Genomic DNA, 24277 nt, shown 5'->3' with positions numbered 1-24277 from the left:
ATGTTAACCGGATTATTAATCATTCTGCCTCTTGTTGCCTCGTTGCTGGTATTCCTGACAAAGGGAGGAACTGCCCGTACCTTAGCAATGGCTGCTGCTGTTGCAGAATTTGCCTTATCTGTATTTGTTTATTTTCAATTTAAAACCAATCCTGCTGCTGCTAACCTTAGTCTGAATTGTACCTGGGTAGAATCGATGGGAATAAAGTTTGCTGTTGGAATAGACGGAATTAGTATGTTGCTTATTCTCTTAACAACATTCTTAGTTCCATTAATCATCTTGTCGTCTTACCAAAATAATTATGACAAGCCTAATGCGTTTTACTCGCTCATTTTATTAATGCAAATGGCGTTGGTTGGAGTGTTCGCTGCTAACGACGGTTTTTTATTTTATGTGTTCTGGGAATTAGCGCTTATTCCTATTTACTTCATTTGCTTATTGTGGGGCGGAGAAAACCGAGGCATGATTACATTTAAGTTTTTTGTGTACACGCTATTTGGTTCTTTATTTATGTTAATCGGTTTAATTTATTTATATAACCACACCGGTTCTGTTAGCGGAATTAAATCTTGGGCTATAAACGATTTATACGCTGCAGGAAAAAGTTTAAATATCGATCAGCAGTCTGCGGTGTTTTGGATGATTTTCTTAGCCTTCGCTATTAAGATGCCGATCTTCCCATTACACACTTGGCAGCCGGATACCTATGTTACCGCGCCTACTCAAGGAACCATGTTATTGTCGGGTATCATGTTAAAGATGGGAACCTTCGGGGTAATTAAATGGTTATTGCCGGTTGCGCCTTTAGCATTAGAGAAATGGGGCGGAACAGCAATTTTATTATCGTCTATCGGAATTGTTTATGCGTCTTGCATTGCCATTGTTCAAAAAGATTACAAGCGTTTAATCGCTTATTCTTCTATCGCGCACGTTGGATTAATTTCTGCGGGAATTTTATCTGCCAACCAACAAGGTGTACAGGGTGCGGTGATTCAAATGTTAAGTCACGGTGTTAACGTAGTTGGTTTGTTCTTAATCGCTGATATTTTATTGCGCCACACCGGTACACGTGAAATCGAAAAGTTAGGCGGCATCCGAAATATGAACGGACAGTTTTCTGTTTTATTTCTGATTATAATGTTGGGCTCTGTTGCACTTCCGTTAACGAATGGTTTTATTGGTGAGTTTTTATTAATCAATGGCGTTTACCAATATAGCGCAGGTGTTGCTGCTTTCGCTGGACTTAGCGTCATCTTAGGCGCGGTTTATATGTTACGCTCTTATCAAAAAATTATGTTAGGCGAAAAACCAAGTACCGGCGTGGAGTTTGGTTCGTTAGCAACCAGTGATAAAGCTGTATTAATTATCGTTTGTGTAGTTATCATTGCATTTGGTGTTTATCCAAAACCATTGAATGATTTGGCTGAACCGGCAGTAAAAACTTTATTGAGCACTTTAAAATAATATTGAGAACAGAAATTTGAATTTGATATGAAAGGACTTTTAATTGTAAGCGGACTTGGTATTTTGGCAATGATGGCCGAAATTTTTAAGTTTAAAAAGCTATTGTTTCCTCTTGTGCTATTAGGCATTTTAGGCGCCTATGTGGCCAACTTTATGGAATGGAATAACGGCTTCAGCATTGCTGTATTTGATAACATGATTGCTTTTGATAAAGTGGCTCTTGCTTTCAGCGGAGTTATTTTGGCAACGGCTTTTTTCTGGTTCATCATGGCTAACGATTATTTTGAAGACATGCCAACTGTGGTTGACCATTTCTCGTTAGTACTGTTTGCCTTAACAGGCGCTTTAATGCTTACCGCGTTCAAAAACATGACGACTTTATTCTTAGGAATAGAAATTATGAGTATTCCGCTTTATGTTTTAGCCGCCAGCAAAAAGAAAGATGTAAAATCAAATGAAGCAGGATTTAAATATTTAATCATGGGCTCCTTCGCCAGTGGTTTTTTATTATTTGGCATTGCATTAGTTTACGGCGCGACAGGAAGTTTTGATTTAATGGAAATCCGCGCAAAGATTTCTGAAATGGGAAGCGGAATGCCTTCCTTCTTCTATGCGGGTATCATCATGATGCTTATTGCTATGTTATTTAAAGTTTCAGCTGCGCCGTTTCATTTCTGGGCTCCGGATGTTTATCAAGGCTCTCCAACTGTCATTACTGCGTTGATGAGTACGGTGGTTAAAACCGCTGCCTTTGCTGCTATTCTGCGTTTGTTTATGATTGCTTTCGGCGGAGTGAGCGAAAGTTGGTCAATGGTGCTTGCAAGCGTAATTGCGTTGTCGTTAGTGATTGCCAACTTCAGTGCAGCTGTTCAAACCAACGTAAAAAGAACTTTAGCTTTTTCAAGTATCAGTCACGCGGCATTTATGCTAATGGTTGTATTAGCTAACTTAAGAAGCAACGCAACGCTTGATGCGCTTTTATATTATTCCTTAGCCTACTCTATTGGTTCTATTGCTGCATTTGGCATTATATACAACGTCACTAAAAATGGCGACGAAACTTTTGATTCATTTAACGGTCTTGGCAAACGCAATCCATTAATGGCTGCCTGTATGGTTATAGCCATGCTATCATTAGCCGGTATTCCTATTACAGCAGGTTTCTTCGCAAAATACTTTGTGTTTACAACCATGATTGGCACGGGTTACAAGTGGTTATTAATTTTAGCCATTCTTACTTCTGCTGTTGGTGTTTATTACTATTTCAAAGTAATTATCGCCATGTATTTTAAACAAGCAACTACTGACGAGCCTGTCGCAATTGAATTGTCCCAAAAGGTAGTCATGATTTTAACAACCCTCTTTACATTAGCATTAGGCGCCGTTCCCGGATTTGTAGCCGAGATGTTTAAATTTTAATTTTCTTTATGAACTAATTAAAACCCGCGCGTAATTTACGGCGGGTTTTTTCGTTATATTTAATTATGCGTTTTTGGCTTTTGATAATTCACCTACTTTGCTTTAACGGTCTCTTCTCACAAAAAAAGACCGACACGCTTCGTTTATATTATGAAATTAATGAAACCTCATCAGAACTAAATTATTCGCGTATCGACTCTGCCATTAAAGCTTTAAAAGGGAAATATGCCGACGTTGCAATTTATGGTTTTGCTGATTTTCTTCACCTCAACGATTATAATCTGGCACTTTCTCAAGAACGGGCGCTCAACATTAAGAACTATCTTTTAAAAAAAAGCAAGCCCTCACAGTTTAATGTTTATGCGTGCGAAGGAAAGGGAGAAGTTCATTCGCAAGATAACGGAAACAAGGAGGGAGATCCTAAACAACGTCGTGTAGACATTTATTTTGAACCCATAGTAACAATTAATGTGGCTGATGATAAACTAGAAACACCAAAAGAAAAAGAAACTACAGAAGAAAAGAAAAACATTGAACAATTAAGTGCAGGCGAAAGCATGGCGCTAGAAGGTTTAGGCTTCGAGCCAGGAAGACATTTTGTGTTGAAATCCTCTGAGCCTGTTCTGCAGAAATTGCTACAAACACTCAAACAAAACAAATCTCTTAAAATAGAAATACAAGGTCATGTGTGTTGTACACAAAACGGTGCCGACGGAATGGATCTTGACACGCGCGAAATGAAACTTTCGGAAAACAGGGCAAAGGCCATTTATGATTATCTTATTAGTAAAGGAATTCCAAAGAGCCGATTAAGCTATAAAGGCTTCGGTCGTACAAAACCAAAATACGAATTAGAACTCACTCCCGAAGAAGAACAAGCCAATCGCCGTGTAGAAATCATGATACTGGAAAAATAATATTTTCTTCTGATTTTTTTCATTTGGTTGTGTAATCAACTTTATTATCTTGCATAACGATGAAACAAGGTTTGAGCTCGGCAGAAGCATCCGCCAGATTAAAAAAATTCGGATTCAACGAATTGCCTTCGGCAAAACCACGGACCATCTGGACGATTGCACTGGACGTAATAAAAGAGCCCATGTTTGTTTTACTGCTTTCGTGCGCTGGCCTCTATGTTCTTTTAAGTGATTATGGAGAGGGATTGTTTATGTTCTCCAGCATTCTTCTCATGATTGCCATTACCTTCTATCAATCACAAAAAACAGAAAGAGCATTAGAAGCGCTTAAATCACTCGCTTCTCCGCGCGCATTAGTTGTACGCGATGGTGAAAAAATTAAAATTGCAGGAAGAGAAGTTGTTCCCGGTGATATTATTATTTTAAATGAAGGCGATCGGGTTCCTGCTGATGGAACTCTGCTCACTAGCACACATCTCAATATAGATGAATCGATGTTAACGGGCGAATCGTTGCCTGTTCTAAAATCCGAATTATCGGATTCACAAAACAAAATATTCAGTGGTACACTTGTGGTACAGGGTTATGGTGTGTTTGAAGTAACGGCCACAGGCCCCCAAACTGAATTTGGAAAAATTGGGCGGGCACTCGACGCAATTGAAAGTGATCAAACACATTTACAGAAAGAAATGAAAGTGGTTATTAAACGCTTTTTTATGGCGGGCATTTTCATTTGTGTTCTAATGGTGTTAATGTTTTATTTTACGCGTGGTGAATTCTTGCAATCTCTACTAAGCGGTTTGTCTGCCGCCATGGCCATTTTACCTGAAGAATTTCCTGTTGTACTGACCGTATTTCTTGCCTTGGGTTCCTGGCGTTTATCTAAAAAAAATGTGCTCACCAGAAAACCATCTGCCATTGAAACATTAGGATCGGCTACAGTTTTGTGCAGTGATAAAACAGGCACCATCACACAAAACAAAATGGAGTTAAGCGCAATTTATAACGGCACTAAACTAATTGATAAAAAAGAGTTTGATGAAAGAATAAGAGAAATTTCAGTGTGTGCCCATTTAGCCTCACGGCCACAATCGGCCGACCCTATGGAGAAAGCCATCAGTGATGTTGGTGAAAAATTTCACGATACAGAAAATAATTATTCATTCGTTCAGGAGTTTCCGCTTAGTAATAAATTAAAAACCATGAGTCGCGTTTTTAAATCCGCCGACTCGTCTTTAAAAATTTTCACCAAGGGCGCTCCAGAAGATGTTTTTAAATTATGTCAACTATCCAACGACGATCAACAAAAATACCATACCGCCATAAATGATATGGCCGCACGCGGACTTCGTGTTTTAGCAGTTGCGAAAGCGGATTATAAAGAAACAGCACTTCCCAAAAACCAAGAAGAATTTAATCTGACTTTGATTGGACTAATTGGGTTAGAAGATCCTATTCGGTCGGAAGTTCCAAATGCCATTAAAGAATGTTATGAAGCGGGAATTAAAGTTATTATGATTACCGGTGACTTTCCATTAACAGCAAAGGCTATCGCGACAAAAGCAGGATTAAAAGAATCAGGACGGGTGGTAACGGGTGATGAAATAAATAATTGGAGTGATGAAGAATTACAACAAAAAATTAATTCCATAAATGTTTTTGCTCGCGTGGTGCCAGAACAAAAACTGCGAATCATAAAAGCCCTGAAAAACAATAATGAAGTTGTAGCCATGACCGGAGACGGCGTGAATGATGCGCCCGCTCTTAAAGCCGCCGATATTGGAGTAGCAATGGGTAAAAAAGGAACAGATGTTGCGCGGGAGGCTTCTTCATTAGTGTTGCTGGATGACAACTTCGCTTCTATCGTAATGGCTATTCGTTTGGGTAGAAAAATTTATGATAATCTTCAAAAGGCGATGTCGTATATAATGGCCATTCACGTTCCTATTATTGGTTTAACTTTGTTGCCGGCTTTTTTTTCCAATATGCCACTATTGTTATTACCACTTCATATTATTTTTATGGAATTGATTGTTGATCCTATTTGTTCCATTGCGTTTGAATCCGAGCAAGAAGAAAAATCGATTATGCAACGTAATCCCAGACCAATTGATGAACGATTTTTTGGTTTTAAAAAAGTAATCGGCAGTGCCATTAACGGAACTCTTCTTTTTATAATGGTTCTTGTTGTTTTCTATTTATCACTTAAAGAAGGTCATGATGAAAAAGAAGCAAGGGCCATCTCCTTTAGCGCGCTTATAATCGGGAACGTTTTTCTAATTCTATCGCAACTCTCAAAAACCCGAAGTTTTATTTCTGTATTGCTCGAGAAAAATACCTCGCTGATTATTTTATTATCGGTTGCCTTAGTATTGTTAGGTGTTATAAATTTCTTACCAGGATTCACGGTATTGTTCGGAATGACAAACCCGGGTGTTGCGCATTATATTCCGGCATTGATTGGCGGCGGAGCGCTTCTTTTTATTTTAGAAACAATTAAGCTTTTAGAATTAAAACGCAACTAAAAAAGCGGACCGGAGCCCGCTTTCATTCTGCATAAAATTCTTTATTTTGTTGCTACTGTATTTCCGCTTAAAATATTTTTTATGTTGCCGGCTATTTCAGGATTGTTATCTTTTAAAATTTCAACCGCTTTTGTTTGCTTACTAATGGCAACACCTTCCTTTTCCTCTGCATTCACTAAGCTTCCTAATTTAGATGCTGTAGTTGGCATGGCGTAGGCTTCTTCACGCATTTCTGTCGCAAGGCGCATGTTTTGTCCTGCATCAAACATAAGTTCTTTAACGCGCGCTTCTACTTCTTCCTCGCTATTGCTTATTGCTAAAATAGCATTGAGGTTTTCTTTATTGATTGTAAATGTTTCTTTGTTGATTTTGCCGGCGATTTCGGCAGCCTTAATTTGATTGGCTTCGGCTTGCTTAGCAATAATGTTTGCTTGTTTTAAGAGAACTTCTTTTTCAACACCGTTTCTTGTCTCTGCTTCGTTGTATAAAAACTTAGCATCGCTTAAAAGGCCTTCCGCTTGTTTTAATAACTCTGTGCGGCTATCGTGACTATAATAAACGTTGTTTTTGGCCTCTTCCACAACGTTCGTGTTGGTACTAATTCTAAATTCCTTTGGGAGATCTTGCTGATTAACCGACTTGCCTCCAAGTATTGGAAGTGCGCGTTCAGTTTGGTTGCCTGGTGTTTGGCCGTTTACCATTACCTGAATGGTAAGAGCCAACAATGTTGTTAAGTAAAAATTTGTTTTCATAACGAATGAGTTTTAAATAAATGATTGTTTTCATGTGAATATGATTGATGAATGAATAAATGATTGGATTGTTGTCTTTGCTATTTACCAGCCCTTGCTGAAAAATCAACTCGGGTTTCGGGTATGCTTGGGGTTAAGGTTTACTTTTTGTACGCTATCAATTAAAAAAGGTTCGGTTTTTTAACGATTTAAGTTAACAAGCCCTTGTTAATTGCATCTTTTTGCGTTAATTTAAATCTTTTTAGAAGCGGTGTTTTCCCAATGAAAAGTTTGATTTGTTCACTTAATTCAAAATATATACACGCCAACCTGGCGGTGAGGCTTCTTTATGAATTAAACAAAGAGCAATCCGGTCTCCGTTGGAAAGAATTTACCATTAAAGAAAATCCGGATGATATAGTAGATTACTGCAAAGAGTACGATCTTGTCGCGTTTAGTTGTTATATATGGAATATCACGCAAACCTTATTGGTCTGCGAAAAATTAAAGGAGATAAATCCAAAAATTAAAATTCTGTTAGGCGGACCCGAAGTAAGCTATGATTACCAAAATGTCATTTCAAAAAATTTTATAGACTATATCATTGTTGGTGAAGGTGAAATTGCTTTTAAAGAATTTTTAAATGCTTTTCCAAACGTGAATTCTGTTCGCTCTTTAGTTTATAAATCCGGTGATGCAATCATTGAAAGTCCGTCCGCTCCCATTTTTGATGTGAAGGAGTTTGAAGACTTAATGCCCTATCAAAGCGACAATGTTGAGGAATTAAAAAACAAAGTTCTTTATATAGAAACTTCAAGGGGTTGTCCGTACAAGTGTGAGTTTTGTTTGGCGAGCCTCGATAATAAAGTCCGCTATCTGCCACAAAAGCATATTGAACAAACCTTGCTTTATTTAATGGAACACGGTCGTGTTATAAAGTTTCTCGACAGAACCTTTAACATGAAGCGCGATTTTACATTGTGGGTTTTTAATTTCATTCTTGAAAATCATAAACCGGGCAATGTGTTTCAATTTGAAATTACGGCTGACATTCTTCATCCCGATATTATTGCCTTCATAAAAGAAAAAGTCCCGAAAGGTTTATTTCGTTTTGAAATTGGCATTCAAACAGTCAATCAAAAGGCTAATTTGGAAGTAAGCCGAAAACAAAACTTTGAAAAAACAAAACAAATTATTCTAAGTATCTATGATTACGTGGAGCTGCATTTGGATTTAATTGTTGGATTACCTTTAGATTATTGGGACGACATTAAATACAGCTTTGAAGAGGTGTTTAAATTATTTGCGCCCGAATTGCAGTTAGGTTTTTTAAAATTTTTGAAAGGCACGCCTGTTCGCTATAAATATAAAGAGCATGGGTTTGAATTTGATGAAAACCCGCCTTACCAAATTATCCGAAGTAATTATCTTTCGGAAGAAGAACTTTCTCAAATCGTAAAACAGGAACACGCCTTAGAAATTTACTGGAACAAAAAAAGAGCGATTAACACACTGCGTTATGTCACACAAAAATATGGCAGTTTCGATTTTCTATTGGGACTTGGGGCTTTTTTCGGTACAAAAAAGGAATATCACCAATACAGCCTTACCGATGTGTTTGATATTATTACAGATTATGCAAAAATAAATTATCCGGATGATTCTGTATTAAGGGAGCTTATAGCGATAGATTATTATTTACATTATAAAGTAAAACCCAAAACGCTTTACTTGGATGAAGTAGGACGTGAACAAAAGCAACAGATAATACAGGATCACAAGTTAAATCTCCATCAATTCAGATACATTGTTCTTCCGCTGTCTTTTAATTTTGATGATTTTGTACTTAAAAATGAAATCTTTCCGGAATCATATAATTTAATCGTGGAGTACTCAGGCGAAGCGAAGGCGCGTGTAGTTAAACCAGGTGATTTTATTACATGCTAAAACGTTGTTTACATATTTTATTTTTTGCATCGGTTTATGTGCAGGCTCAGGTTTCAATAGTTAAAGGGCCTTATTTACAAACCGGAACACCTAATTCTATCATTGTAAAATGGGAAACCAATGTAAAAACGGACACAAAATTAAGTTATGGAACAAATCCGGCTTCTTTAAATTTAAGTTACACCAACTCTAATTCGGATACGGTTCATCAGGTTTACATCGGCGGTTTAAATCCGTATACAAAATACTTTTACGCCATTGGGGGATCTACGTTTACATTACAAGGTGACACAACTAACTATTTTGTAACTTCTCCTGCCCATGGAACACCGGGAAAGTATCGTTTTTGGATTACAGGCGATTGCGGTAACGGCTCCACGAATCAATTAGATGTTAAAAACAAATATTTACAATATAACGGTAATCGCCTTACCGACGGATGGCTCTTGTTGGGTGATAACGCTTATGATAATGGTCTTGATTCAGAATACAACGCAAAGTTTTTTAACATATACCAAACCGATATTATGAAACACGTGGTACTTTGGCCTTCGCCGGGAAATCATGACTATGCTAATGCTTTAGTTTCACAAAACAACCACGATATCTCATATTATAAAATTTTTAATTTACCATCGGGTGGCGAAGCCGGTGGTGTATGGTCTGGCACCGAAGCGTTTTATTCTTATAATTATGGCAATGTACATTTCGTCGCGTTAGATTCATACGGGCACGAATTAAATCAATATCGCCTATACGATACGTTGGGCCCGCAAATAAGCTGGTTAAAACAAGACTTAGCGGCGAATAGTTTACCTTGGACCGTTGCGTATTGGCATCATCCGCCCTACACCATGGGTTCTCATAATTCAGATACAGAAGGAGAATTAGACAGTATCCGAAAAAATGTTTTACGAATTTTAGAGCGTTACAATGTCGATTTTGTTTTTTGCGGACACAGTCATTCGTATGAAAGAAGTAAATTAATGAAAGGGCACTTTGGTTATGAAAATTCATTTAATGCCACACAACATCATTTAAGTTCATCGAGCGCGCTGTATAACGGCAGCGCTAATTCTTGTCCTTATATTAAAAACAATACAAATAAAGGAACCGTTTATATTGTTACGGGATCTGCCGGTTCCTTAGGCGGACAACAAACAAGTTTTCCGCACGATGCCATGTGTTTTTCGGATGCAACAAACGGCGGCTCTTTAATAATGGACGTGAATGATAACCGTGTTGATTTTAAATTTTTATGCGCCGACGGAATCGTTCGCGATAATTTTACAGTGATGAAAAATGCCGGTAAAGTTTTTACCTATACCTTAACAACAGGACAAAACGCAACGCTCACTGCCTCTTGGCCCGGTAATTATGTATGGAGTAATAGCAGCGACACGTTAAGAAATCATATCATTCAAGTAAATGGAGACACTACTATTTGGGTACACGATGCGTTTAATTGTGTGGCGGATACTTTTCATATAAAAAGTTTTACCGGAGTCAATGAGTTGGAAAATAACAGCATTGGGCTGCGTGCCTTTCCAAATCCAATAAAAAATCAATTTACTCTTGAAATGAATTTGAAAAAAGAAACGTCTCTTTCCGTTAGTTTATTCTCGACGGAAGGGAAGTCTTTTGTTTTAATTAAACAACAAGAATTTGGTCCGGGATTAAAATCGATTCCGATAAATACAGGTGATTTGTATGAGGGAGTTTACTTTTTATCTGTAGAAACCCCAACAAAAAACTATTATAAAAAACTAGTGATAGTGCGTTAATTATTCGGCCGCCTCTTCCAGCTTATCCATTTTCTCTTCTGTAAACTTACCGCTCACGCTTTCTAAAATTTTTCCGTCTTTATCTAAAACATAGAAGAAAGGAATTTTATCATCTTTCACGCCTAACTTTTCTTTCAATCCTTTTATGTCTGTTTTTTCTGTATCCATTATATATGGCCAAAACTCTTTGTCGGTACTGTTTTTAAAATCTTCTGCCACCTTTTTAAAACCGGCAATCATTGGAATAAAAACAAAATTTACATCATAAATTTCAGCCACATCAAAGGTTTTGTTTTCGCCGGGTTTAGTAATAAACGTATTATATAAAGGGTTTAGCCATTTTTTTAACTCTTCTTCAGCGGCGCGGTTGTAGGCAATTCCCACTACTGTGCTTTTTCCGTTTTTAATTGGTAAACCAATGTATTTATCGTTTAAGGTTTTTCCTGAAATGTCGGGAAACGTGGTTCCTTTTTGTGAAAACAGAATTACAGGTGAAATAAGAGCGAGTATTAAAATTATTTTTTTCATTTGGTTAAAATTTAGCAAACATCAATTTTATCAATTCTTCCCTGGTGACGACCGCCTTCAAACTCGGCATTCATATAAGCTTCCAAACAAGCTATCGCCTCCTCTGTACTTAAGTAGCGTGCAGGAAGTGCAATTACATTCGCGTTATTGTGTTGTTTGGCGAGTGCCGCAATTTCAGGCATCCAACACAAAGCGCTTCTAATGCCCTTATGTTTATTCACACTCATGTTTATTCCGTTTCCGCTGCCACAAATTACAATTCCGAAATTACATTCTCCTGAAGCCACGGTATTTGCCACAGCGTGTCCGTGATCGGGATAATCGGCACGATCGTTACTATAACAACCCTTATCAATAACTTGAATACCTTTTGAGCCCAAGTATTTTATTAATTCGGATTTTAAATCAAATCCCGCGTGGTCGCTTCCAATTGAAACTTTCATATTTTTATAATAAATATATGCAAACAAAAATACACTTTGTTGGTAATTAGTAATCCACGTTAATTAACACTTATAACTTATAGGGTTGATTGTAAGCATTAAAAAACTAACAAACATGAAGTATATACGTGTTGAAATGTTTTTTAACGGTTAAGAAAATAAAAACAAAAAGTTAATGGAATGTCGCCGAAAGTTTATATACAACTTGTGTTTCTAACTTTCCAAATAAAAAAACAAATTGTTTGAAGTAATTGTTGTGTGGTTTTGAGCCGTATATTTTATTGCTTTTTCTAAAACTTATTAAAGTTAAATAGTATTAACTGATGTTAATCAACTAAGCTTGGTTTGAGTATCAATACTTTAAAGTTGTATCTTTGTTAATAGCTTGTTAATGGTGTTTGATAACCTATAAATGCAAATTTTAAACGTTTAACTTTTAACAGAACTAACACCTTATAATAATAATACATAATTTATTTAATTAAAGATTATATATATGTATAAAGAACTTTTAGAAAAAGGTTACCTAGAAAAAAAAATTGATCCGGCACTTGATTTGTTTGAAGAAATTGCCCATCTTAAGAAAACGAAAAATGCGGTTATTCTTGCGCACTACTATCAAGATGCTGACATACAAGATATTGCCGACTATATTGGCGATAGTTTGGGTTTGGCTCAGCAAGCTCAAAAAAGTACAGCGGATGTTATTTTATTTGCGGGAGTTCATTTCATGGCCGAAACAGCAAAAATATTAAACCCTTCCAAAACAGTTTTAATTCCCGATTTAAAGGCGGGTTGTTCTTTAGCGGATAGTTGTCCTCCAATACCATTTGAAGCGTTTAAAAAGCAGCATGCTGATCATATTGTAATAACATATATTAATTGTACTGCCGAAATTAAAGCGTTGAGCGATATTATTTGTACCAGTAGTAACGCCGTACAAATTGTAGAGAGCTTACCAAAAGATCAAAAAATAATTTTTGCTCCCGATAAAAATTTAGGCGCTTACATCAATAAAAAAACGGGAAGAAATATGGTTTTATGGGATGGCGCTTGTCAGGTGCATGAGATTTTTTCATTAGAGAAAATTGTGAAATTAAAAGCCACACATCCCAATGCACAATTAATTGCGCATCCCGAATGTGAAGCGGCTATTTTAGAGAAAGCGGATTACATAGGAAGTACCACCGCTCTACTAAATTACAGTAAAAAATCAGATTGTAACGAATTTATAGTTGCTACTGAAACCGGTATTTTACATCAAATGCAAAAAGCAAGTCCTAAAAAAACATTCATTCCAGCGCCACCTAACAATAATTGCGCTTGTAATGATTGTCCGCATATGAAATTAAATACGCTCGAAAAAATATATATTGCTTTAAAATACGGTGAGCCTGAGTTAAAGATGGATGAAAAGCTGATTGAAGCCGCTAAAAAACCCATCTTAAAAATGTTGGAATTATCTGCCAAATTTGGCTTATAAACAGTATATTTAAAGGATAAAGCCGTGGTACTTTTAAAACGACATATTTTAGTTACCATTTTTATTCTTAGTAACGTTTTTGGTTTTTTATCAGCTCAAACAACCAATCCAAACGGTTATAATAAATTCTATTACGATAACGGTGCTTTATCATCAGAAGGTTTAATGAAAGATGGTAAACCGGATGGTTATTGGAAAAATTATCACCGTAACGGTAAAATGAAAATTGAAGGTAACCGTAAAAATTTTCAATTAGACAGTGTTTGGAAATTTTATTCCGAAAATGGTCGACTAACTAAAACCATCAATTATAAAGAAGGAAAAAAAGACGGGTTTGTGTGTAATTATGATACAGCAGAAAAAATTGTTTCTCGTGAAGTTTATGTAAATGATATTAAGCAAGGACTTACCATACACTTCTATCCATCCGGTAAAACTAAACAAACCACACCTTATTTAAATGGTAAACCGGACGGAACATCCTATGAATTATCAGAAGATTCATTAGTTATCGCTATCTATAAATACAAAAACGGCATATTACAAAGTGCAGATAGAGTTAACAGAAAAGATGCTGAAGGAAATAAGCAAGGTATTTGGAAAGAATTTTATAATGATGGTTCCGTAAAAAAAGAAGAACGCTATAATGATAATTTATTGGATGGTTATGTAAAGCAATACGATGAAAAAGGAAACTTAAAGAAAACAGAGAAATTTAACTTAGGAAAACAAATATTAAATGCTCCCGAGTTAGCTGTGCTTGAAATTTATAAAGATTATTATGATGACGGCGTTTTAAAATATGAAGGTCCGTATGCTAATGGCTACCCAGTTGGTACACATTACAAGTACAAAAGAAAATTTCAATGCGATTCTTTATTATACAAGCGCGATGATTCTACAGATGTGTGGATTAAAAAATGGGTATGCCGTAATATCCCGGTACCCGACTCTGCCATTACGTATAATGAAGGAATTATTATTGAACGCGGACCCGTAGATAGTTTACGAAACAAAATAGGAATATGGATGGAGTATCATAATACAGGAGAGTTTAAAGCAAAAGGATTATATGCTAATGATAATCGAATTAACGATTGGATATTTTATTATCCAAACGGTAAAATTGAACAGAAAGGCGTGTATGATAAAAAAGGCCGACCAAAAGGAGTTTGGCGTTGGTATTATGATAACGATGCTTTAATGCGCGAAGAAACATACGTTAATGGTAAACGTGAAGGTGTTATGGTTGATTATTCTGAAGATGGAAAAATATTAACCAAAGGCGAGTATATTGATAACATGAAGGAAGGAATTTGGGTGTATGAAACTCCCGAGTATAAGGAAATTGGTAAATACTCATTAGATAAACAAGATAGTTTATGGCGCAGTTATTACATGCCAAAGGGAAAGCCGCGGTTTGAAGGCCGTTTTATTAACGGAGACCCCGAAGGCTTGCATATATGGTATTATGAAAACGGACTAAAAATGTTTTATGGTAATTATGCCGGCGGATTAAAACAAGGTGATTGGAAATTTTATGACGAGAACGGTTACAACTATTTAACGATTACTTATGAAAATGACATTGAAGTAAAACTTCAAGGAATAAAAATTAAACCCACCTATGAGGAAAGTTTAAGAGATTATTCTACAGCCATTAAAAACAAACCGCAGGAAAACAACAAACAACAAGGTGACTAAGTTAAATGATACTCCGAGCGTAAGTACCGAAACTCTCGACAATTTACCGGTAGCTGCAATTATTTTCGATAATGAAAAAATTCATTATATCAATAAAGCAGGATTTGATATACTTGGTTTAAAGAATCCATCCGGCTTTTTAAAAAAGCAAAGAAGCGTTTTTGATTTTTTACTACCCGCTTTCCATGATCCCATTCGAAAAAATAATATTAAAATTTTAAGCGGTAAACCGTTTGAGAGAATCGATTTTAGTATTAAAACACCATTAGGAAACGTTTGCGATATAGAATCGCGCTCCAACAGAATTTTATTTAATGGAAAGCCGGCTATTCAAACGATCATTCTCGAGATAACAAATCGAAAGCAAAGAGAGCAAGAGTTATTAAGGAAAACGGAATTATTTAATCAAATAAACCGACACGCGAATGATATTTTTTTCAAATTCGAGTTTTATCCCAAACCGCACTTTACGTTTATTAGTGATTCTTTACATGACATTTTAGGTTATAAGAAAAGTGATTTTATTGCTGATCCAAAATTTTATGAAAAAGTCATTCATCCTGAGGACAAACGAAAGTTTATTTTTTCGATCAGCGACTTTAATAAATTTATCAATTCAAAGCAAACAGGAAACACCATTCGTTTTTTTAGAAAAAATAAGTCTACTGTTTGGTTAGAAACGGTTTATACGCCAATAAGAGATTCAAAAGGAAATATTATTTCGATAATCGGAATTAGCCGTGATGTTACTGAGTTTAAAAAAACACAGGATGAGCTTATTAACTCTAATGAAAAGTTCAATTTAATTTCAACGAATGCGCGTGAGATAATTTATTTTTTTACCTATCAGCCCAAACCAAAATACATTTACATGAGCCCCTCTGTAAAGCAAGTGTTAGGTTACGAGCCGGAAGTTTTTTATAAGGACGCTTTTTTTATTAGCAAAAAAACCATTGGTAAAAGCAATGATTTAAAGAGACACGAAGTTATCGCCGCTTCGCAACAAAAGCGAAACGCCTTCAAATCAAAGAGTGTTATTTATCAGGTTAAAAGTGCTGATGGCAAGATATTATGGATGGAAGACAATGTCTCGCCAATAATGGATGAAAAGGGAAAGGTTAAGTTTTTGTTCGGCATTGTAAGAAACATCACTGAGTTAAAAGAGAAAGAAGCGGAATTAAATCAAAAGTGGAGCGACTATCATCAATTATTAAATGAGTCGCCAATGGCCTTTGTTATTCACGACCAAGGAATCTGCCGGATGTGCAACAAGGAGCTTTTGAAAATACTGAAAGCAAAAAATGAGAAGGAGGTCCTCGGAAAAAACTTAATAAACTATATTATTCCTGAGCAACGTCTCCCCGCGCTTGAACGAATAAAGCATGTATTAAATGGTAAGGAACTTGGCTTTAAACCATACAAAATTGTAAATACAAAGAACGAAACCGTTAACATTGAATTAAGATCTGTTCCGGTAAAGTACAACGGAGTGAATTCGGTTTTAACTATTATACAAGACGTTTCGCAAAAGGAAATTTACGAAAAGGAGAGATTGCGTGCTGAGATTGCGGAAGAGCACAACAAGAACCTCATTAAAGAGATTGAGCTTAGAAAAAAGGTAGAAGAAAAATTAAAGCAGCACGAAAAGGAAATTACTTTGCAAGCTGCTAAGCTGAGCGCCATTTTCGAAAGCAGCTCCCATTTAGTTTGGACCGTAAACAATAAACTGGAGCTAACCTACTTCAATAATAATTACAGAAACACATTCAAGAAGAAATACGGCATATTTCCAATTTTAGGAAAACAAGCTTTTGAATTTATTCCTGAAAGTTTTAAAAAAGAAAATAAATCACTTTGGCATCCGTATTATAAGCGCGTTCTGGAAGGCGAGTATGTTGTGTTTGAAAGGCGCGATAAAAACAACAAAGGTGAAGAAATTTTCAGAGAGGTTTTTCTCAGTCCAATTAAAAGCGAAGCCGGAAAGGTTGTTGAAATCGCCTGCTTAGCACACGATGTTACCGATAGTAAAAAGTTTGAAAAGCAAAACATTGAAAAAGCCGCGAAACTAAAAGCTATTTTTGAGAGTGGTACTCATATCATGTGGACCTTCAACAAAGAAAATATTTATACTTCGTTTAATACGAATTTCTCGAACGCCATAAATGATTTATATGGTAAGCGACCGGTTTTGGGAATGCCTTTAGTTACTCCATCCAACCCAAAAGAAAAACAAGAATATTTAAAGTTTTGGGAGGGAAAAGCAGAAAAGGTATTTAAAGGAGAAATTGTTGAGTTCATTACAGAGCGCCTCAACCGAAGAGGAGAAAAAACATTCCGGCAAATTTATTTACATCCTATTTATGATGATAAAAATAATATTTCTGAAGTATCAGGAATGGGAATTGATATCACCGACAAAATATTGAATGAGCAAAAAGTAAAAAACCAAACCGCAAAACTTCAAGCTATTTTTGACGGGGGTTTGCATTACATCTGGACGATTAATCAGAAAAACGAGCTCACGTCTTTTAACCACAACTATTCGCGATTGATAAAATTAGTTTATGGTCTAGAATCAAAATTGGGTACGGTTATCAATAAGGGTAAAATGGTAAGTAAGCGCGCTTATAATGAGTGGTGGAATAATCAATATAAAAAAGCGTTTGCCGGAGAAACTATAAACTTTGAAACAACATTCACCGATAAAAAGAATAATAAAATATTTTTAGAAGTCTTCTTAAATCCGGTTTACGAAGGAGGAAAAATCATTGAGGTTTCCGGAATCGCTCATGACATATCGGACCGAATTAAAAATGCCGAACAAATTAAAGAACAAGCAGCAAAGCTAAAAGCTATTTTTGAGAGTGGAAGCCAATTAATTTGGACAATTAACCACAAAAAGGAAATAACATCCTTTAATCAGAATTATGCAAACGCAATTTATAACCTATATGGATTTTATCCGCAGGAAAACAAAAGTATTCGGCAGTTAGGAAACGGCGCCACTAAACCCTATCAAGAGTTTTGGGATGAAAAATATGAATTAGCCTTCTCGGGAGTTCCGGCAGAGTTTACAACCGAACGCTTTAACCGCGATGGCACTAAAGTATATCGTCAATATGTTTTGTATCCTATCAAAGATCAAAACAATCAAGTGATAGAGGTTTCCGGATTAGGAATTGATATTACGGAGAACAAACGTTACGAAGAAAGAATTACACAGTCACTGAAAGAGAAGGAAATTTTATTGAAGGAAGTTCATCATCGTGTAAAGAACAACATGCAGGTTATTTCAAGTATTCTTAACCTTCAGTCTTCTTACGTAACGGATAATTACGCATTGAATCTATTAAAGGAAAGCCAGAACCGAATTAAAACCATGGCCTATATTCATGAGTCATTGTATCAAAACAAAACGTTCTCGTCCATTAATTTCTCTGATTACGTTACTACTCTAACCAACAACATTCTTCATTCCTATACGGCATCTATTCAAAAGGTAAGGCTCGTGATGGATCTTCAAAAGGTGATTTTAAACCTCGACACATCAATTCCGGCCGGCTTAATCATAAACGAGCTGGTTACCAACTCCATTAAACACGCCTTTAACGACGAAAAAGAAGGAATTATTTTCATAAATTTGTATACTAAAGATAATATCTTATTTTTGGAAGTGTCGGATAACGGAAAGGGCTTCCCTAAAGAGGTGGACTTTAAAAACACCAACTCATTAGGTCTGCAACTTGTTAATACCCTTGTTGAACAATTAAACGGCAACATTGAACTTAAAGAAAATAAGGAAAAGGGCACCGGGTTTTTTATTAATTTCCCAATGTAAAACAGAATGGAAAAGTTGAATATTTTTATAGTTGAAGACGAAAGCATCGTTGCTAAAGACATCCAAAACAACCTTATTAAATTAGGGTATAACGTTTTGGGAATTGCTAATAACGGGAACGATGCCATCGAGCAAATTAAATCCTTAAACCCCGATGTTGTTCTTATGGACATCATGATTAAGGGAGATTTAACGGGAATTGAAGTGGCGGAACAATTACGCAAATTTGTAAACGTGCCGGTTATTTTCTTAACCGCTTACGCCGACGAAAGCACCTTAAGTCGCGCAAAAGTGACCGAGCCCTACGGATATATTTTAAAGCCATTTAAGGAAATTGATTTACACAGTACAATTGAAATGGCCGTGTATAAACACCAAAAAGACGCGGCTCTTCAAAAAGAACGTGATTTTTTATATTCTTTAGTTGAAAATAAAGACGGCACTCAGAATGATATTTTGTTTGTGAAAGCAAACAGTAAATTGGTTAAGGTTTACTTGAAAGATATTTATTATGTGGAAGCACTGAAGGATTATGTGATTATTAATACTCAGTACGCGCGTTACACCGTGCACTCTACCATGAAGGATATTGAAAAGAAACTAGGAACAGTTGATTTTGTACGCGTACATCGCTCTTATATTGTGCGCACCGATAAAATTCAGGCTATCGAAAACCAAACGGTCATATTAGAAAATGAAAAAAAGGCAATTCCGGTTGGCGGTTCGTACCGCGATGAATTACTCGGAAAGCTTAATCTATTATAAATTTAAAACCCTTCGACTAAGAGGGGTTTTTTATTATAGCTTATTATTTATTGTTTACTATTTTCAGATTTCCACTTACACTTCCGTCTGTAAACAAGGTGACATTGTAAATTCCTTCAGCTAAATTTCCACCATCAAATAAAGCACTTGTACTACCGCGTTCCACTAAATAAATTTGCTTCACTACTTTTCCGGCTATATCGTTAATTAATAAATAAGCTTCTTTTACTTGAGGCAGAATAGAGGCTTCAATAGTTGTTGTGCCAATGAAAGGATTTGGGAAGTTTTTTATTAAGGAAGATTTTTCTTGTACAGGTAATTTTGAGTCGGCAATGGTTTTGTTTTCATAATAGGCGGTATTGTCGCCGGTAATTTTTAACTCAACACGACGGTTCAATGTTTTTCCCGTCTCATTATAATTTTCGTTGGCCGGCATGTTTTGACCCTTACAATCAATTATGATATTGCTTTCTTTCACACCTTTACTTTGTAAATAAGCGCTTACACCATAAGCGCGCGAACAAGATAATTCTTGCGATTCGGCTTCTCCACCTTCGCTATCTGTGTGTCCGGTTAGAATTATTTTACCCCCGTAATTTTTATATTCTGCAGCGAGCGCATCCAGCATGTGCTGATAACCACTTTCAATTTTGTTACTGTTTTTGTCATACAAAACGTTGTACTTTTTTTCATACGAAACAATGCTTCTTCCTTCAATTAAAACACCTGAATCGTATGCGTTGTCACCCACATCGGCAATAGCCAGTTTAATGTGATATGTTTCGTATGGAGTAACGGCTTGTTTAATCTCCATTAGTTTTGTTACGCCATCATATTCTAATCCTACACGACCATCCAGGTTACTCACAAAATAAGCGGGATTGCTGGCTGATTTACCATAAGAACCCCCGCCATTATTAATGCTGTTTACGCTAACAGGTGTTTTTGTATTAGGAACCACCGCTAAATTTTTCACATTCTTAATCCCTTTTCCGCTAATGAAAAAAGCAAACACGTCGTTATAACTTGAACCCACAAACTCATCATATTCTTCAGAGCCGAACACATAATTAAAAGTTAAAGTATCTGCAGTTGGTACCACGTCTAATTCAATGACACAGGCATCAAAGGTTTTTTGATTTCTTTCCAATAGTTTTTCTAAATCATCGTAACCTGTATTATCGTTTGCGTTCATCACCTCACGCCCTTCTGCTTTAGCGTGTGTGTTGTTTGACATGGCGGCTTGTAAGTTTTTACTCGATAAGCCGGCAATTCCTCCTGTAGTCATAATAAGTCCTTTTTTCATACCAAGTCGACCTTGCTTATCTTCAAAAAAACCAAAAGCCTCATCGCTCGACGTTTTTGTAATGGAATAACTTTTTAATACAACCCCATCGCCGGCCATGGATTGTAAAAGCTTTTCTAAACTATACGGACCGTTTTCCTTGCTTGGTGAAAACACTTTAAAGTTGCCGTTGTATTGGGCGCTTAATAAAGCACAGCTCATTCCGGCTATCAATGTGAGGGCGTAATTTCTTTTCATGGGATAGGTTTTTATTATAACGTTTGTATTGAGATGCGCGTTACATAATTATTCCATAAAAGTTTTTGTTAAATCTGTTCGGGTCCTGGTATATATAATAAATCAAGGAGCATGAAAACAATTAAGAAAAGGATAAAACCAAAAATGACAAGAATATGTAAGCTTATTAAGGATGAATTAATTAAATGGGTTCTAAAGAAATTATTAGACGCAATATTTGTAGTATCTTTGCAAAACATTTTGACACAGCAATACGATATCATAGTTGTTGGAGCGGGCCACGCCGGTTGCGAAGCCGCTGCAGCAGCAGCCAACATGGGCTCAAAGGTGCTTTTGGTAACCATGAACATGCAAACCATTGCCCAAATGAGTTGTAATCCCGCCATGGGAGGAATTGCTAAGGGTCAAATTGTTCGTGAGATTGATGCCCTGGGAGGTTATAGCGGAATTGTTTCCGATGTCTCTGCGATACAATTCAGAATGCTGAACAGAAGCAAGGGTCCTGCCATGTGGAGTCCGCGCTCTCAAAACGACCGCATGCTTTTTGCTGCCAAATGGCGCGAAATGCTGGAACAAACGCCAAATGTTGATTTCTGGCAAGACATGGTTCGTTCATTAATTATCAGTAAAAACGGAAAAAGAGTTGAAGGTGTAATAACCGGATTGGGAATTGAATTTAAAGCAAAAGCCGTTGTACTTACAAATGGTACATTCTTAAACGGCGTTATTCATATTGGAGAAAAGCAATTAGGTGGAGGAAGAACAGGCGAATCTGCTTCACACGGAATTACCGAGCAATTGGTGAAGTTGGGTTTTGAAAGTGGAAGAATGAAAACAGGTACGCCGCCTCGTATCGACGGAAGATCTTTGGATTATTCTAAAATGGAGGTTCAGGACGGGGACGACTGCAATTATAAATTCAGTTTTTCTGACGCCACACAACCACTAAAAAAGCAAGTACCTTGTCATATTACTTATACCAACGAGAAAGTTCACGAGATACTTCGCACAGGCTTTGAGAAGTCGCCGATGTTTCAAGGAAGAATACAAGGGCTTGGACCAAGATATTGCCCAAGTATTGAAGATAAAATCACGCGTTTTTCGGAAAGAGAGCGCCATCAGTTGTTTGTAGAGCCGGAAGGATGGAACACGGTTGAGATATATGTGAACGGATTTAGCACCTCTTTACAAGAAGACGTTCAGTATCAGGCACTTATGCTGATTCCGGGCTTTGAAAACGCAAAAATGTTCAGACCCGGTTATGCTATTGAGTATGATTACTTCCCTCCTACTCAATTAGGACTAACTTTAGAGACGCAGCTTATTGAGAATTTATATTTCGCGGGACAGATCAACGGAACGACCGGTTACGAAGAAGCGGCTTGTCAGGGATTAATTGCAGGCATGAATGCTCATTTAAAAGTTAACGAAAAGAACCCTTTTGTTCTTAATCGTTACGATGCTTATATCGGCGTTTTGATTGATGATTTGGTTACAAAGGGAACCGAAGAGCCGTATCGTATGTTTACTTCGCGGGCTGAATATAGATTATTGTTGAGACAGGACAATGCGGACGTTCGCCTTACTCCCCTTTCCCATCAGCTTGGATTAGCCAGTCAGGAAAGGTATGAGAAGGTAGAACAAAAGATTAAGGATTATGAGAAGGTGATTGATTACTTTAAGAACACCAGCGCAAATCCTGATGAAATTAATCCTTATTTAAGTTCCGTGAATTCTGCGGAGGTCAACCAAAAGATGCGTTATTATAATATTCTTTCCAGGCCGGACGTTTCTATAAAAGGCATTGCCGGCTCGTGCAAGGATGTAAACGGACTTTGTGAATATTTGTCGGAAGAAACAATTGAGCAAGCAGAGATTCTAATGAAGTATGAGGGCTATCTTCAGCGTGAACAAGAGAACGCGGAAAAGCTAAAGCGCCTTGAAGATTTAAAGATTAATCCCAACTTCAATTATGATACAATTGTAAGTCTTGGTACAGAAGCCAAGGAAAAACTAAAGAAGTTTAAACCCGCCTCTATCGGACAAGCAAGCCGGATCTCGGGAATTAACCCGGCAGATATTTCGGTATTGTTAGTTCATATGGGCCGATAAAGTTCCACGTGGAACGAAACCTATGCTATATAAATTAGACAAATGTCCGGTTTGTGGTTCAGGCCAAAGCCAACCGTTTATTTCCTGTAAGGATTATACGGTGAGCCAGGAAACTTTCAATATCGTTTCTTGTGCGGCCTGTGGATTCAAATACACAAACCCAAGACCTAGCGATGACACCATTGGTCAGTACTATAAATCGGAAGACTACGTTAGCCATACCAACACCAAGAAAGGCTTAATAAATCGCCTTTATCATGCGGTGCGTTCTTACACACTCAAGAAGAAATTAGGCCTCATTGAATCTTTTGTTTCACGTGGAACAATTTTGGATTATGGCTGTGGTACCGGAATGTTTTTGAATACCTGTAAAGAAGCCGGCTGGAAATCTTTCGGCTTCGAACCGGATTCTGATGCCAGGACTATAGCTTCAAACAAAGGGCTAAGTGTATTTAATACTAAGGAAAGTTTGGCGCGAGAATTAGGTGGTTCGAAGCTCGATGTTATTACTTTATGGCACGTATTGGAGCACGTAACGGATTTAGACGATACGTTAAGTTTCTTTAAGGATCACCTTAGCGATAAGGGAACCCTTATAATCGCCGTTCCAAATTATACTTCTTTTGATGCGCAGCAATACAAAGAGTATTGGGCGGGCTATGATGTTCCGCGTCATATCTATCATTTTAATCTAGACTCTGTTTCTAAACTGCTTTCTAAGTTTGGCTTTACACATGTCAAAAGCTTACCGATGAAGTTTGATAGTTTCTATGTGAGTATGCTTTCAGAGAAATACAAGACTGGCTCTATACGCTATTTAAACGCCTTTATAAACGGCCTAAGATCTAATCTTAGGGCAAGGGACCCCAACGCCTACTCCAGCGTGATATACATCTTTAAAAAGGCCTAAGGGCCTTTTTTTATTTCCTGTACTTTGTTCCACGTGAAACAATGTGCCTATTCTTTATTTATTCGGACAGAACAGCTCTCTAAGCTTTCTTCTAGGTTTTTCCTAAATATCAAATCTAAGCCTCAATCTGTCTCTTTGATTCAGTTAAGGAAATCGAATGCCTT

The 24277-nt window shown here is 36.8% G+C and carries 16 protein-coding genes; 12 read left to right on the top strand and 4 right to left on the bottom strand.

Translation table 11 applies throughout. The features are described from left to right. The 4 genes from J0L69_02035 (at position 1) to J0L69_02020 (ending at position 6325) form a co-directional block, all read left to right on the top strand. The gene (locus tag J0L69_02035) at positions 1 to 1464 is read left to right on the top strand and encodes an NADH-quinone oxidoreductase subunit M (GenBank protein ID MBN8691942.1); all 1464 of its coding nucleotides are present in this window, start codon (positions 1 to 3) and stop codon (positions 1462 to 1464) included. A 27-nt stretch (positions 1465 to 1491) separates the two neighbouring features. After that, a complete protein-coding gene (locus tag J0L69_02030; GenBank protein ID MBN8691941.1) occupies positions 1492 to 2883 on the top strand; it encodes an NADH-quinone oxidoreductase subunit N in 1392 nt (463 codons plus the stop codon). A gap of 65 nt (positions 2884 to 2948) precedes the next feature. Further along, positions 2949 to 3800, top strand: a complete 852-nt coding sequence (locus J0L69_02025; GenBank protein ID MBN8691940.1) for an OmpA family protein — start codon at positions 2949 to 2951, stop codon at positions 3798 to 3800. A gap of 59 nt (positions 3801 to 3859) precedes the next feature. Further along, positions 3860 to 6325, top strand: a complete 2466-nt coding sequence (locus J0L69_02020) for a cation-translocating P-type ATPase (protein MBN8691939.1) — start codon at positions 3860 to 3862, stop codon at positions 6323 to 6325. Positions 6326 to 6366: 41 nt separating this feature from the next. Here the strand turns inward: J0L69_02020 and J0L69_02015 are convergent, their stop codons facing one another. Then, the gene (locus J0L69_02015; GenBank protein ID MBN8691938.1) at positions 6367 to 7077 is read right to left on the bottom strand and encodes a hypothetical protein; all 711 of its coding nucleotides are present in this window, start codon (positions 7075 to 7077) and stop codon (positions 6367 to 6369) included. Positions 7078 to 7338: 261 nt separating this feature from the next. Between J0L69_02015 and J0L69_02010 the strand changes: the two genes are divergently transcribed. Both J0L69_02010 and J0L69_02005 read left to right on the top strand, forming a co-directional pair. Then, positions 7339 to 9003 (top strand): B12-binding domain-containing radical SAM protein, encoded by a 1665-nt coding sequence (locus tag J0L69_02010; protein MBN8691937.1) that lies wholly within the window; start codon positions 7339 to 7341, stop codon positions 9001 to 9003. Next, entirely contained in the window at positions 8997 to 10787 is a 1791-nt protein-coding gene (locus J0L69_02005; GenBank protein MBN8691936.1) for a metallophosphoesterase, read from the top strand. Before J0L69_02010 ends, J0L69_02005 begins: the two co-directional genes overlap by 7 nt. Here the strand turns inward: J0L69_02005 and J0L69_02000 are convergent, their stop codons facing one another. After that, complete coding sequence (locus J0L69_02000) at positions 10788 to 11315, bottom strand: hypothetical protein (protein ID MBN8691935.1); 528 nt, start codon at positions 11313 to 11315, stop codon at positions 10788 to 10790. 11 nt (positions 11316 to 11326) lie between these two features. Next, a complete protein-coding gene (gene rpiB / locus J0L69_01995) occupies positions 11327 to 11758 on the bottom strand; it encodes a ribose 5-phosphate isomerase B (protein MBN8691934.1) in 432 nt (143 codons plus the stop codon). A gap of 496 nt (positions 11759 to 12254) precedes the next feature. Between rpiB and nadA the strand changes: the two genes are divergently transcribed. Genes nadA through J0L69_01975 form a run of 4 tightly spaced genes read left to right on the top strand, consistent with a single transcriptional unit; the run spans position 12255 to position 19548 of the window. Further along, positions 12255 to 13241 carry a quinolinate synthase NadA gene (gene nadA, locus J0L69_01990; protein MBN8691933.1) on the top strand — a complete coding sequence of 329 codons (987 nt, stop codon included), beginning with the start codon at positions 12255 to 12257 and terminating at the stop codon, positions 13239 to 13241. A 24-nt stretch (positions 13242 to 13265) separates the two neighbouring features. Beyond that, positions 13266 to 14945 carry a hypothetical protein gene (locus J0L69_01985; GenBank protein MBN8691932.1) on the top strand — a complete coding sequence of 560 codons (1680 nt, stop codon included), beginning with the start codon at positions 13266 to 13268 and terminating at the stop codon, positions 14943 to 14945. After that, positions 14938 to 18783, top strand: a complete 3846-nt coding sequence (locus J0L69_01980; protein MBN8691931.1) for a PAS domain S-box protein — start codon at positions 14938 to 14940, stop codon at positions 18781 to 18783. The genes J0L69_01985 and J0L69_01980 overlap by 8 nt, the downstream gene beginning before the upstream one ends. Before the next feature lie 6 nt (positions 18784 to 18789). Beyond that, on the top strand, positions 18790 to 19548 hold the full coding sequence (locus tag J0L69_01975) for a response regulator (protein MBN8691930.1): 759 nt from the start codon (positions 18790 to 18792) through the stop codon (positions 19546 to 19548). A gap of 43 nt (positions 19549 to 19591) precedes the next feature. Here J0L69_01975 and J0L69_01970 read toward each other — a convergent pair whose 3' ends face one another. Then, the gene (locus J0L69_01970; protein ID MBN8691929.1) at positions 19592 to 21091 is read right to left on the bottom strand and encodes an OmpA family protein; all 1500 of its coding nucleotides are present in this window, start codon (positions 21089 to 21091) and stop codon (positions 19592 to 19594) included. A 240-nt stretch (positions 21092 to 21331) separates the two neighbouring features. Between J0L69_01970 and mnmG the strand changes: the two genes are divergently transcribed. Together mnmG and J0L69_01960 are read left to right on the top strand one after the other, a co-directional pair. Further along, on the top strand, positions 21332 to 23203 hold the full coding sequence (gene mnmG, locus J0L69_01965) for a tRNA uridine-5-carboxymethylaminomethyl(34) synthesis enzyme MnmG (protein ID MBN8691928.1): 1872 nt from the start codon (positions 21332 to 21334) through the stop codon (positions 23201 to 23203). A gap of 22 nt (positions 23204 to 23225) precedes the next feature. Next, entirely contained in the window at positions 23226 to 24113 is an 888-nt protein-coding gene (locus tag J0L69_01960) for a class I SAM-dependent methyltransferase (GenBank protein MBN8691927.1), read from the top strand. Positions 24114 to 24277: the final 164 nt, after the last annotated feature.

This window comes from Bacteroidota bacterium, assembly GCA_017303905.1.
Taxonomy (GTDB): domain Bacteria; phylum Bacteroidota; class Bacteroidia; order B-17B0; family Aurantibacillaceae; genus JAHEYG01.
This window is presented reverse-complemented; position numbering and strand designations above follow the sequence as displayed.